A 13,153-nucleotide genomic window follows, 5' to 3' on the forward strand; every position below is an offset into this window, starting at 1 on the left:
TATATCTTAAAAGAAATATTCTTCCAGCATCAGGCACAGTGCATGGTACACCGGAAGATGCAGCTCCTGAATCTTAAATGTCTCCTGCTCCGGCACGACAATCGCAGTGTCGCTGTACCCACGGATCCGCCCGCCGTCGCGTCCCAGAAGCCCGATAACCTTAAGCCCCTTTGCCTTTGCCGTCACGGCTGCATACAGGACATTTTTTGAATTGCCCGAGGTTGAGATTCCGAGGAACACATCCCCCTCTTTTCCATATCCAAGCACCTGTTCCGCATAAGTCATGCTGCCGTCCACATCATTCATAAATGCGGTGGTCAGTCCTGCATGACCAGTCAGCGCGATCGCCGGAAGTCCCTGCTGCAGCTTTTCGGAAAGTTCCGCTCCCATCTGCGGGTCTACCGTTTTAAGCGCCGCCTCTATCTCCGCCGAAACCAGGCGTTTCTTCACAAACCCCTTCATCAGCTCGCCCACGATGTGCTCCGAATCCGCACAGCTTCCGCCATTTCCGGCAATCAGAAGTTTTCCGCCGCGCTCATAGCACTCTTTCAGCGTCTCATACGCAGTGCGAATATCCGCTTTCACCGGTGCAAGAACCGGATAGCGGCTGATCAGCTCGTCTAGGTACTCGTATTCCTTCATGATTTCTATTTCCTCCTGTCAGTTTTTTCGATGTCTATTAAGCTTCTGCATCATAAAATAAATACTCCCGCTCAAACAGTTCCAGATTGTTCTGCGCTTCTTCCTCCGGCACCGCTGTGTCGGATACCCGCGCAAGCATATTTCCATTTTCAAAAAACAGATCGGTCAGGCTGCCTCTGCGGATCAGCTCCCGCAGAAGATCCAGACTCCACTCCCAGCTTCCCGGTCCCAGATAGCCTGCTTCCGCGTAGACATAATCTGTCTTCGCATACGCCATATAGGTTTCAAACGCCTCCGGCGAGTTGACGAGTTCGACGTTGCCCCACGGCGATGTAATATCCTTATACGACTCCACATTGCACGGGAACTGCAAACAGTACGGATGCGTTCCAAATGCGATCACCCGGTTTTCCGGATCCTGCGACACTTCCTGCCAGATCAGCGTGTTTCCCTTTTCCTCTATCCGCGCCTGTTCCTGCGCCCGGTGATTGACACGCCCTTTATTCAGAAGATGAATCTCCGAAAATCCAGCCGTCCACGCCCAGCTGCTGATCGCCGTGACAATCAGATTTAATACCAGCAACGGCGCCAGGCACTTCGACGCGAGCGGATAAAAGCCGATTTTCTTAAAATACACCATCGCCCGGCATGCCCCCAGAATCAGCATAGAATACAGAAGCATGAAATAATTTCCGTCGATCTGGTAAAGCATCGACAGGCTGATCAGGCTGACGATCACAAATGGGAAGAAAATCACCAATGCCGCGTTCCAGATATGGGACTGCTCATCTCCCTTTTTGGAGAAAATCCCATAAAGCACCAGCATCACAATCAGCACCGCCATCAGCGAGGTTCCCCACGCCAGAATTACATGCCCCATATCTTCACCCTGCGGCTGCATCAGCATCTGCCATATGCGCCGCGCCAGCACATGAAGCGTTGATTCCTCCTGATAATTCTGCGGCAGCTCCGAGGTGGCAAATGGGTATTTCATTTTAAAACCAAACCATGCAAAAATCGAAGTAAACACCGAAGTGACCGGCATTCCCGTGATCTTCATCGTCCGCGCCCAGATACCAACCAATGCCCCAAACGGCAGGCATAAGGAGCCAATCAGGCGGACCATATGGTGAAACAGGTCAGCCGCCGCCCCGCGCTCATGAAACCAGAACCACAGAAGGTACAGCCCCATCATGCCAAATACGGCAGTGGAAAAGACCAGGGAGGTCGGCTTCATCGTGAGGGACAGGAAATAGGAACCGGCTGCCCCGGAGAGGAATATCCAATGATTTTCATACACATGAATATACTGAAAGAAACATCCCAGCATAATAAGCTGCAGCAGCCACGTAATCAAATCCGCCTTGGCTGTGAGCGCCATATTCATGATGCCCGGCACCGAAACCGTCAAAACAGCTGCCATAATTCCCGGCAAGACGCTGTGATACGTTAGTTTCTTTTCTGTCTCCTGCTTTCGATTGCCCGTCAGCAGCACCGCATTCCAGACCATCGCCCCAATTCCCAGAACTGCCAGCCAGAGGTTAAAGAACGTCAGGTAGCTGTGACTCGCCAGATCGCAGAGCGGCAGAGTCAGCACCTCAAAGCCCTTCGAATACACATAGACCATGCCGACCAGCCCCGGATTCTCATACAGCCCGGTTCCGCCTGCCACAATGTACTGGGAACGCACACCATACCAGAGTGTATCAAAGTCGAGTGCGATATTCAGGCGTCCCACCTGAATCAGGAACATCAGGGCACACCAGCCAGCCGCCAGCGTCCATGCCCGGCGCACCCGGCGCGGTATTTCCCTCGATCTCCCGCTGCCAGCCGGTTTGTTACTGTTCACGCATACGTGCCCAGTAACGGAATTTGCCGTGGCTTCGCATTTAAATACGGCAAATTCCTGCTGCCACCACGTTTTCTTACGGCACTTTCGGTTCCAAAAGTGCCTACCTGTGAACAGTAACGCCTGTTTCCCTGTCTCAATCACATGAACCGACACCTTATCCCTGCCATCCAGCATCCGGGAAAGCGTCTGCCATCCCTTGATGCACTGGTGGAAAATCGAGGAAAAATCAAATCCCAGCGCCGCCGCTCCCAGAGCATAGACGATAAGGCGCATCCAGGCAATTTTTCCAACGCCAAGGGCAGAAAGGATGCAATACACAACGATTGCAAAGGAGACACCAAAAAGAAAATCCATATAAAAAGAAAAATAAGGCCGCTCCCAAATCGTTTCCCTGAAAAACACCTGTTTTCTCAGAAACCGCCCGATCGCCAACAGGCTAAGCATATATGCCGCCGATACCACCATTGGCAGAAATACCACGTGAATCCAGGAAAACACCAGCACCACCGCCAGAAGCCAGTACATCCGGCTGCGTCCGCGCTTCAAAAGCGCCAGCCCCCCAAAGATCAAGACTGCCAGAATCGCGATCTCCACATACATTCTCTTCGATTCCGTGAAATGAATGTAATCTGCAAAAAAACCATTTCCCGTAAACAGTGTTTTCGCCGGAATCAGAACCGCCGCCACACAGAACAGCACCAGAAAAAGACCAGCCATGCGCACGGCTGCGTTTGGTCGTCCGTTTTGTCTCTGATTCTGCATGTCGATAGTTCCTCTCTTTCTAGCTTATGTACTCCCGGAATCTTTTTGTGAGCAACATTCTATATACGCCCGCCTAAAATCCCGCGCACCGCATCCAGCAGCGTATCTGCATACACGTCATAACCGCCCGCCGGGCAGCTTCCGTCCTCTTTTATAAGTCCAGCCGCCATATCTTCCGCGTGTTCTTTTGCCCCATAGCCGGTTCCGACAAGAACTCCGGTCACGCCAAAGTTTTTTCCTGCCTGCGCGTCGATGCGCTTGTCCCCGATCATATAGGAATGCATCTTATCAATGCCCTCCGTCAGATCCCGCTCTGCCATCTCAAACATTCCCGTCTCCGGCTTACGGCAATGGCATTTTTTCTTATAAATCCCGATCCCATGCTCCGGGTGGTGCGGGCAATAGTAGAACGCATCTACGTGTGCTCCGTCACGCCCCAGCACCTCATTCATATAATCATGAAGGATTTTTACATCCGCCTCGGTATAATAGCCTCTCGCCACGCCCGCCTGGTTGGTGATGACGATCACCTTATATCCAGCCTTGTTCAGAAGACGGATCGCCTCTGCGGTGCCGTCAATCAGCTTCAAATCCTCTTTTCGGTGAAGATAATTGACCTCCACGTTCATCGTACCGTCACGGTCGAGGAATACTACTTTACAGCTATTTTTACACATGGAATGTATACTCCTTATCCGGCATCTGCACCTGAATATCGCGGTAGTCCCAGCGGTCCTCATCGCAGATCCAGCTCTGAGCGCCGCGCAGTTCGAAATTCCAATCCATCAGCTGTCCGCCTGCCGCTTCCAGACGGCGCGCCACCTGATGTTTAACGTTGTATGGGCAGTACACAAGAAGGAATCCGCCGCCGCCAGCACCTAAAAGCTTTCCGCCGAGAGCGCCCGCTTTTTTCGCCTCGTCATAGAGCATATCAATCTGCGGATTTGTGATCTTGCTGCTCATCCGCTTCTTGCTCTCCCAGCCGTAATCCAGGAGGCGGCCGAAATTGTGGAGATTTCCCTTTAAAAGCTCGTCCTTCATCGCATAGGAAAGCGCCTTTACCTCGCACATCGCCTGAAATGCATCCGGTTTCTTATAGTTGCTTACCTGATCCTTGATAATATTCGCGGATACATGGATATTGCCCGTGTAGCATAACAACAGGTTATACTGCAGCTCATTGATAATATCGCGGCGGATGCGGAGCGGGTTTACCACGACGTTGTTGCGTCCGTGAAATTCGATAAAGTTAAAGCCGCCGAAGGTCGCCGCATACTGATCCTGATAACCACCGGAAATCCCCAGATCGATCCGCTCCACGCCGTAAGCCAGATCCGCCATCGCATAATTATCCAGCGTAATTCCTTTCCAGCGCGCCATCGCGGTCAGAAGACTTACCATGACGGTCGAAGAGGTTCCAAGTCCCGAACCAGCCGGAGCATCACACTGTAAATAAACCTCGCATCCCTGCTTGATATCCATCGCCCGCAGCGCTGCCGTGACAAGATCCAGCCGTCCATCGCAGACGTAATTTTCCTTCGCATTGTACTTGACTGTCATATCAAAATCCAGGGAATGAACCGTGATCTGGTCATCATCCCTCGGAATGATCGAACAATATGCATATTTATTGATAGTACTTCCGATAATGGCACCGCCCTGTTCTACACAGAATGGTTCTACATCCGTACCGCCGCCGCCAAAGCTCACGCGCAGCGGCGCTCTTCCTCTGATTACCATGTAATGTCTCCTTTTCTTACGTCCTCCTGGAACCGGAAATAATCCTCCGGCACACCAATATCAATAAAATAGCCGTCATTTACGATGCCGCCGAGACGTCTTCCCTCCTGCATCCACCTGGGAATGCACTCATTTTCCAGCGAAACTTTTCCCTCCGGAATCTCATCCAGCAGCGCCCGCTTCATCAGGTACACACCGCCGTTGATCGTGCCCGCCCCGGTATTACCGTTTTTCTCATTAAAAGCGGTCAGCAGCCCGTCGGTCAGGCGCGCCGCCCCATAACGGGAAATATCCGACACACCGCGCAGAACCAGCGCCATCTCCAGATTTTTTTCCTGCTGGATCCGGCTCAAATCACCGAAATCCATCTGATAAAATGTATCGCCATTCAGGACAAAAAACTGCTCGTCCGTCACATATTTCCCGGCATTCTTGATCGCGCCCGCCGTGCCGAGCAGCTCTTCCTCATACGCATACCGCGCCCGGATGCCAAACCGCGATCCGTCTCCAAAATATTCTTCCACCATGCCGCCCTTATAACCGACGGCAAAAATAATATCATCAATTCCGCTTTTTTTCAGCCCCTGAAGCACATACTCCAGAAACGGCTTACCTTCAACCAGCGCCATCGGTTTCGGACGATCGCTTACCACACTGCGAAGCCGCGTCCCCAGTCCGCCAGCCAGAATGATTGCCTGCATACTGTACTTCCTTTCTGTCTGTTGTTTCTAACTCAATTTTTACTGTTTTTATACTGAAAGATACAATTTTTACTTTTGTCAATCTGTCAACCGCTATTAAGTCCAGTTTAACTTATATATCTTACCACATTTCCCTAGTGATTTCCACTAGATAGGGCGGTTTTATGCTGTTACCACTTTCCCATCGGATTTGCAGCGCTTCCTTGCGGAAATTGCAACAATTTGTTGATTTTTTTGCATGATTCGACAGATTTTTTTATTTGGCAGACACTCTGTTCCGTGTTACAATCTTAGTTATAAATTGGGATTTGGAGGAAATGCGTATGGCTCGTGATATGACAAAAGGAAATATAACGGGGCACCTGATTGCCTACGCGGTTCCGCTGGTGTTCGGCAACCTCTTCCAGCAGCTCTACCACACGGTCGATTCGGTAGTCGTCGGACAGTTTTACGGAAAAGAGGCGCTGGCGGCGGTCGGCGCGGCGGGTCCGATCATGAATATCCTGACTTTTCTGATTGTGGGACTGTCACTTGGCGCATCGATTTTGATGGCAAGCTACTTTGGAGCAAAAGATTACCAGAATTTGAAAGATGAATTTGCGACCTCTGTACTCTCCGGACTGCTTTTGACCATCGTGCTCTCCGGAATCTCACTGGCCGGAAGCCGCCTGTTTATCCGCCTGACGCAGACGCCGGAAGAGATATCGGCGCAGGCATCCTTGTATTTGCAGATTATCTCGCTGGGTCTTATTTTTACCTTTTTTTACAATATTTTCTCCGCCGCTCTGCGCGCGATCGGAGATTCCAGAGCGCCGCTCTATGTCCTGATCCTGACGACCGTTGTCAATGTATTCCTGGATGTATTCCTGGTTGGCATCTGCCGCCTCGGTGTTTCCGGTGCGGCAATCGCTACGATCATCTCGCAAGCGGTCTCTGCGCTCGCCCTCTTCGTCTATATCTGGGCGAAAGTGCCCCTCTTACGCCTCGGCATCCGGGATCTGAAACTGAAAACCTCGATGCTCAAAAAAACGCTCGATTTCAGCTCCATTTCCGCCGTCCAGCAGACGATTCTCTACGTCGGCCGCCTGCTCGTCCAGTCCGGCGTCAATGCGCTCGGTGTCGATGCAGTTGCCGCTTTTAATGCCGTCTCCATCATCGACAGCTACGTGCTCGCCCCGGGCGACAGCCTCGCGGCATCTATCACGACGTTCTCCGCACAGAACCTCGGCGCGAAAGAGTATGACCGGATTCCGAAAGGGCTTCGGAAAATGCTGGTGATTGCAGAAATTTATATTATTTTGACAGCGGTGGTCGTGCTGTTCTGCCGTCACCCGCTGCTCGGCATTTTCTTAAAACCAAACGAAACGGAGGCGCTGCGTCAGGGCATGTCCTATCTGGTGCCGATGGCTGGTTTTTACTTCATCAGTGGTATCACCAATACCTTTCAGGGATATTACCGGGGAATCGGGCACCTGATGATCACCCTGTTCGCGACTCTGGTGCAGATTCCGATCCGCGTTGTGATCAGTTATGCGCTGTTTGGACGGCTGGGAATTCAGGCTGTAGCGATTGGTACGACGATTGGATGGGCTTGTATGGTGGTATTTGAGCTTTTGATGTATCGGAGGTATGGACGGGTGGAAGCGCTGCGGAAGAACGATCGGTAATATAGAGTGCTCTACCCGGTAGTACAGGAAAGAGCCTGCAGCATGCCGGCGTAGCTGGCTCTTTCCTTCCTTGGATAACTTTAAATTATCCTTACGCAAGAAAACGATCAGAAGCACATTCCCCCTGATCGTTTTCTTTTATATATAATTTTCTATCTTTTACTATTTTTTATTCAAAATCTTCCTTAATCACATCCCAAGCCGCATCAATACTGAAATGCTCGCGGATATAAACCTGCGTTTTCTCTGCCAAGTCTTCCAGGCGTTTTTCGTCTTTGTAGAGCTCTACGACTGTCTCGGCAAATTCGTCCGGCTGATCCTTGACGAGGAGAACTTTTTCTACATCCGGGATTCCCTCGCTGCCGACGGAGGTGGTGACGATGGGGGCACCGTTATAGATAGCTTCTACCACCTTGCCCTTAACACCTGCGCCGTAGCGGAGCGGTACCACTACAATCCGGCAGTTCCGGTACAGGTCTGCCAGTTCTTCTTCACTTACAAAACCTTTGACGATAATGCCGTTTCCAGGCTGTTCCAGTGCTTTGATCTCGTCGGTTACTTTGGAACCTACGATGTAAAAGTTGACCTTGATCTGTTCCCGGATCTTCGGGAATACTTCTTTCGCGAACCAGAGCACCGCGTCTGCGTTCGGCGGATGCGCAAAGCCGCCGACAAACAGGAGTCCTTCCCGTTTGGCGAAGTCTTTGTTCAGATTCTGTAAAAACTCCTCATAGACATATGCCGTGATCGCCTTGACCGGAATCGTCTCATCAACGGCGTGGATCGCCTCTTCTTCGACGTAGGACGGATAATAAGACACCGCCACTTTGTGGAAGAGTGAAAACTCGATCGATTTCCAATATTCGGATTCCTGACGCTTTTTCACATCGCCGGTCAGCTCATACTCGCGGAACTCACGCATAAAATGAAGGTCGTGACCGTAATAAATCATCTTGATATCCGTGTGTTCTTTGATAAAATCCACATATTTCGTCGCGATATGCGGACGGTTCAGATATGCCACGTGGATATCTTTTCCATTTTTCACCAGCCAGTCCCAGATACCGGTCAGGTATTCCTGTCCGTAGAGGACCTCAATTCCCATCTGCTGCAGCGTAGACGTATACGGTTCCTCATGGAGGTAATTATCTCCGATAAACTTAACAACATACCCCTTTTTCAGGAACATTTTCAGGTACTGGAACGTTGTCTTGGAACCAGCGTCTTTGTCAAAGGTCGGCACATAGTGATCGATCACGACAATGATCTTTTTGCCCATGCTGCGCTCGCGTGCGCGGAATGGATTCGGATTGCCGTTGTTGACGCACTGGTTCTTGAACTCTTCTTTCCATTTTTCTTTGAGCTTCTCGCTGTTTTCCACCTGATACCGTTTCAGACCGGTTCCGTTGACATCCGTTCCGTTGGAAATGCCTTCGAAATGGATGACCTTGGATTTTGGCTGGTAAACGACGCGGTAGCCCGCTTTCCGTACCTCAAATGCCAGATCCGAATCTTCGCAGTACGCCGGGGCAAACCGCTCGTCGAAACCGCCGATCTGCTTCCAGAGTGCGGTGGATAAAAGGATCGCTGCGCCGGAAATATAGTCTACATCCTTGACGTAGTTATATTCTGCCTTATCCGGATCGTCGAGGCGGCCGTAATTCCAGCCGGAACCATCGCTCCAGATGATGCCGCCTGCCTCCTGTAAACGTCCATCCGGATATACCAGCTTAGACCCTACCATACCGATGGTGGAGTCAGATTCAATGAGATTTACCAGGGAGCTTAGCCAGCCTTCTGTTACCTGGGTATCGTTGTTTAAAAACATCACGTATTTGCCGCGCGCCGCCTTCGCCGCCTGGTTGCAGTTGCGCAAGAATCCCTGATTGGTCTGATTGCGGCAGATCACCAGGTTATCGGCAAACTCCGCCAGATGCTCGGTGGCATCGGTTGAAACGTCATCTGCGATGATAACCTCATAACTCACATCCTTCGTATGCTCCAGAATCGACTGCAGGCATAGATAAGTATAGTGAATCTGGTTGTATACCGGAATTACGATGGAAACCGTCGGATTTTCTTCCTTCGGAAGGTGGATTTTTCCGTAAGTCAGATACTCCTCACCTATCTCAAAATCACCTTTGATAAGGTTCTTTCCTTCCTCGGTGGTGTACATCTTCATCATTTTGCCCGGATGAAGAATTGTGCGTTTCCAGTAGCCGAGCTTCTTGCGGCGTACCGTGCCCTTTGGATAGCACCGGTTAAATGCCTGTCCGAGCTTGCGGCGCACCTTGAAAATGACCGCCTCATGACCATTTAAGTAGGTCAGCGTCTTGCCAAGCTCTGCATTTTCATGGCGCAGATCAGAAATGATAACGTCCAGATTCGCTACGTGGTTATTCGTCAGGCGCTGTACCTCCTGCACTTTGCGGAGTGCCGTATCTTTTTCCGAATTTTCTGCCCGGAGCGCATCCAGACGTTCGTTTGCCCTTGCAAGTTCTCCGTCCACATGGGAAAGATCGGCTAATGTCTTCGTCTTTACCATGTAATCTTCCTGGTAGGTGCGCTGGTTTTCCCCGTGCACGTACTCCTGGAAGCCGCGTTCCATCGCCTCGTAAAGCGAAAGCAGCTTCTCATCCGCCTTCACATACTCCGGGAACTGTCCGATAAATTCCCGCTCGGCCTGACCGCCCAACAGACTCTTATAACGGCGGTAGAAATAAACCAGTGTCCTGTATTTCACAAAGCCAGCCGGAACCGGGAATAAGAAGACCCACTCATAGTCGATCGCGTAGGTTCCGTCCGCCGTCACCAGCATATTTTCAAAAAGGGCGTCAATGTTGGAGGCGCTGTAGCTCTCGTCCGCAAGAACTGCCCCTAAAGAAGCCCATCCGCCGCCATTTTCTGTCTCTTTATCCCGATAGGAATCCAGCTCGCCCAGCGCATTAAATACCTTGATAAATTCCGGTGTCACCGCAAATGGTTTGCGTTCCTCCGGGCGGATGCTGTAGATCTCATCCATCGCAGCCCGGATCGCGGAAACCTCCGCATCCGCGCCCTGGGCAGTCAGAATTTCTCCCAGAAGTTCCGCCCGCGTTTTTCCCTCTAAATACGGAAAGACCGCTGTCATTCCCTCGTCCTGAAGCTCCGGTTTTGCCAGTTTCAGGGACGGATTCTGACGGTCAAGCACCTGATATTTTTCTTCGAAGGACTGGATGTGCGCCTTTCCCTCCGGATAGAGCGCCGTCTTCCAGACCTCGCGGGTTCCATTCTTTTCACGGATCTCTGTCCGGATCTGGAAGCAGTCTTCACGGGTGCGGTTGTATTTCACATAGATAACGTCCTGTGAAGCATTCTCTGCTTCCGGCGCAGCCTGTCTCTGCCAAAAGACCAGAAATGCATTCGCAAATTCCGGGAACCGTCCGTCCTCGCAGGCTGCATCGAGCGCCGCCCCCATATCCATCAGCATATACTGCGGACAGTCATAGACCGGTAACACACCAGTCAGATCGCCTTTTTTCGGCAGATAGGCATCTGAAAAAATCTCTCCCGCCGTCCGGTAATCCGGCATCGGATAGTAAAATTCCCCGCCCGGAAGCAGCTGCTTCATTTCGTTCCAGGAAAGTGCGCCCGTCTCCCGCTCTGCGCCTGCCATGTATTTCACGCCAAACCAGTTGGAAGCCGCCGCAATCAAGGTTCCATGAGCAGAAAGAAGCTGTTTTGCGGCTGTCATCTGCGCCGCGCGTCCAGCCCTATCTGCCGCCGTCAAATTCCCGATCAGCACTACATATCCATATGTCCCGCCGCGCTTTTCCGCTTCCCTCGCATACGTCTCCACATCCGCACAGACATAGCGGATCTTCGCCGCCAGCTCCGGCTCTGTCTTGAAACGACGGCGTACTACCTCCAGATTTTCTTCGGAAACATCCAGCACCGTTACCGATGATAGACGTCTGGCAAGCAGCCCTGTCAGCGCGCCCGCGTCCGCCCCGATCTGCAGCGCCTGCTGTTCCGGGTCAAATTGACACCAGTCCAGCAGGTTTTCCCGCAGATCTGCCAGTGCGTACAGATAGGAAAGCTTCTTATTTTCCCGCAGCGCCCGGCGCCGGTCACTGCCGTATTTATCAAACAGAGCGATCAGCTCCTGATTGATTTTTTTCATCTTAATCTCCTTTTATCATGCCTGCAGATCTTCCTGTGCCACCTCGTCCGCACTGAGCGACTCCGCCTGCTTCGCCGCCTCTCCGGCTGGCGATAACCTGACTGCTACATCCGGCTCCATGTCGTAGACACCGACCGTATTCTTATTGGAAATAACGGTAATATTGGCCACATCGTAGAGACGGTGGTACACCACGTGCTCGCCGCCCTCAAATCCGGTACAGCTCATGGACAGCAGGTATTCGCCGCCCTGCAGGGTCATCTTCTGCGTAAACGCGACATCGTAAATATCGCCCTCCTTGACCGGATGGACATCCGTTCCCTCAAACAGGGTGTTCGTGCCGGTCAGGTCGGTTCCCTTCTTATCCTTGATCGTATAAGTAAAGATCGGTGCCTGAATCGGTGCATTGAAACGGATGCGCTCGCGGATGGTAAACTCTTCACCTTTTAAGAGCAGGTTAGTAATATTGCCGCGCGCGTCCACCAGTCCCAAATCGAAGATCTGCGCCCTGCCATCGCCGTACTCCTCGCGGTTTGCGTTGATCGTCAGCTTGTCGCGCATCAAGCCCGGCTTTTTCACCGTTTCTCCGTTCAAACCAGCCGGATTTCCGGTGCCGTCCGATGCTGAACCAACTCCATTTTCTGCGGTGCCATCCACTGCCCCGGAGCCGTTTTCATCTCCGGCATCGTTATTTCCAGCCTCATTTCCAGATGCACCATTCTCCGCACTTCCGTCTCCTGATTTCTCCGCTTTTACTACCTTGTCCCCGGAAAAATCGTTCATCACTTCCAGCTCGGCGCGCAGCGCGTCCATCTGTCCTGCCAGAATCTTTTTGTAGAGATCGACCATCTTGCCCGCCGAACCCTGTGCGATAAATTCGCCCTTATTGAGCAGCACTACCTTATCGCAGTATTTGATGATACTTCCCATATCGTGGGTTACCATGATGATCGTCGTACCGTTTTTGCGGATCTCCTCCATGCGGCGGTAGCACTTGGACTGGAAAAAAACATCCCCGACCGAGAGCGCCTCATCGACGATCAGAATCTCCGGCTCGACGTTGATCGCAAGCGCAAATGCCAGACGCACGAACATACCGCTCGAGTACGTCTTCACCGGCTGATAGACGAAATCGCCAATCTCGGCAAAATCGAGAATCTCCGGCAGCTTTGCATCCATCTCTTTTTTGGTATATCCCATCATCGTACCGTTCATATAGATATTTTCGATACCGGTGTAGTCCTGGTTAAATCCGGCTCCCAGCTCCAGCAGCGCCGAAATTTTGCCGCGCACCGTCACCTCGCCGGTCGTCGGTGTGAGAACGCCGGTAATGATTTTAAGGATCGTCGATTTACCCGAACCATTCGTACCGATGATGCCGACCGTCTGACCTTTTTCAACCGTAAAGGAAAGATCGCTCAACGCGTAGAAATCCTTGTGGTATTCTTTATGGCTGACGCTCAGCGATTCTTTCAGCCGATCGATCGGTTTATCATACAGCCTGTATATCTTGGTCACATTTTTCACTTCGACCGCGTACTTCTCTGCGTTCTCCGCCTCTTGTGCCCCTGTGTTTGTTGTATTTTCAGCAGACATATATCTTTTTCGTTCCTCCTGTTCCACTATT

General features: G+C 51.6%; 8 protein-coding genes. 1 reads left to right on the forward strand and 7 read right to left on the reverse strand.

Going from position 1 to position 13,153, the window contains the following annotated elements; genetic code table 11:
• Positions 1 to 6: 6 nt before the first annotated feature.
• From DWZ45_RS11545 to DWZ45_RS11565, 5 genes are read right to left on the reverse strand one after another with little or no spacing between them, the layout of a single operon-like run.
• Positions 7 to 642, reverse strand: a complete 636-nt coding sequence (locus DWZ45_RS11545) for an SIS domain-containing protein (RefSeq protein WP_118469182.1) — start codon at positions 640 to 642, stop codon at positions 7 to 9.
• Between the two features lie 37 nt (positions 643 to 679).
• Complete coding sequence (locus DWZ45_RS11550; protein WP_118469184.1) at positions 680 to 3,256, reverse strand: potassium transporter KefB; 2,577 nt, start codon at positions 3,254 to 3,256, stop codon at positions 680 to 682.
• Between the two features lie 59 nt (positions 3,257 to 3,315).
• Positions 3,316 to 3,933 (reverse strand): HAD family hydrolase, encoded by a 618-nt coding sequence (locus DWZ45_RS11555; protein ID WP_118469186.1) that lies wholly within the window; start codon positions 3,931 to 3,933, stop codon positions 3,316 to 3,318.
• Positions 3,926 to 4,996, reverse strand: a complete 1,071-nt coding sequence (locus DWZ45_RS11560) for a GHMP kinase (protein ID WP_118469188.1) — start codon at positions 4,994 to 4,996, stop codon at positions 3,926 to 3,928. The genes DWZ45_RS11555 and DWZ45_RS11560 overlap by 8 nt, the downstream gene beginning before the upstream one ends.
• Positions 4,990 to 5,697: a nucleotidyltransferase family protein gene (locus DWZ45_RS11565; protein WP_118469190.1), complete on the reverse strand. Its 708-nt coding sequence runs from the start codon at positions 5,695 to 5,697 to the stop codon at positions 4,990 to 4,992. Before DWZ45_RS11565 ends, DWZ45_RS11560 begins: the two co-directional genes overlap by 7 nt.
• 323 nt (positions 5,698 to 6,020) lie before the next feature.
• Between DWZ45_RS11565 and DWZ45_RS11570 the strand changes: the two genes are divergently transcribed.
• Complete coding sequence (locus DWZ45_RS11570) at positions 6,021 to 7,364, forward strand: MATE family efflux transporter (protein WP_118469192.1); 1,344 nt, start codon at positions 6,021 to 6,023, stop codon at positions 7,362 to 7,364.
• A 169-nt stretch (positions 7,365 to 7,533) separates the two neighbouring features.
• On the opposite strand, the gene DWZ45_RS11575 is transcribed toward DWZ45_RS11570, so the two are convergent.
• Together DWZ45_RS11575 and DWZ45_RS11580 are read right to left on the reverse strand one after the other, a co-directional pair.
• Entirely contained in the window at positions 7,534 to 11,526 is a 3,993-nt protein-coding gene (locus DWZ45_RS11575) for a glycosyltransferase (RefSeq protein ID WP_118469194.1), read from the reverse strand.
• Between the two features lie 15 nt (positions 11,527 to 11,541).
• Positions 11,542 to 13,122 (reverse strand): ABC transporter ATP-binding protein, encoded by a 1,581-nt coding sequence (locus DWZ45_RS11580; protein WP_118469196.1) that lies wholly within the window; start codon positions 13,120 to 13,122, stop codon positions 11,542 to 11,544.
• Between the last annotated feature and the right edge of the window lie 31 nt (positions 13,123 to 13,153).

This window comes from Clostridium sp. AF32-7AC, from assembly GCF_003477925.1.
Taxonomy (GTDB): domain Bacteria; phylum Bacillota; class Clostridia; order Lachnospirales; family Lachnospiraceae; genus Otoolea; species Otoolea fessa.

Excerpts from the sequence above, each read along its gene's own strand:
- DWZ45_RS11545 (WP_118469182.1), bottom strand. The coding sequence starts at position 642 with ATGAAGGAATACGAGTACCTAGACGAGCTGATCAGCCGCTATCCGGTT.
- DWZ45_RS11550 (WP_118469184.1), bottom strand. The coding sequence starts at position 3,256 with ATGCAGAATCAGAGACAAAACGGACGACCAAACGCAGCCGTGCGCATG.
- DWZ45_RS11555 (WP_118469186.1), bottom strand. The coding sequence starts at position 3,933 with ATGTGTAAAAATAGCTGTAAAGTAGTATTCCTCGACCGTGACGGTACG.
- DWZ45_RS11560 (WP_118469188.1), bottom strand. The coding sequence starts at position 4,996 with ATGGTAATCAGAGGAAGAGCGCCGCTGCGCGTGAGCTTTGGCGGCGGC.
- DWZ45_RS11565 (WP_118469190.1), bottom strand. The coding sequence starts at position 5,697 with ATGCAGGCAATCATTCTGGCTGGCGGACTGGGGACGCGGCTTCGCAGT.
- DWZ45_RS11570 (WP_118469192.1), top strand. The coding sequence starts at position 6,021 with ATGGCTCGTGATATGACAAAAGGAAATATAACGGGGCACCTGATTGCC.
- DWZ45_RS11575 (WP_118469194.1), bottom strand. The coding sequence starts at position 11,526 with ATGAAAAAAATCAATCAGGAGCTGATCGCTCTGTTTGATAAATACGGC.
- DWZ45_RS11580 (WP_118469196.1), bottom strand. The coding sequence starts at position 13,122 with ATGTCTGCTGAAAATACAACAAACACAGGGGCACAAGAGGCGGAGAAC.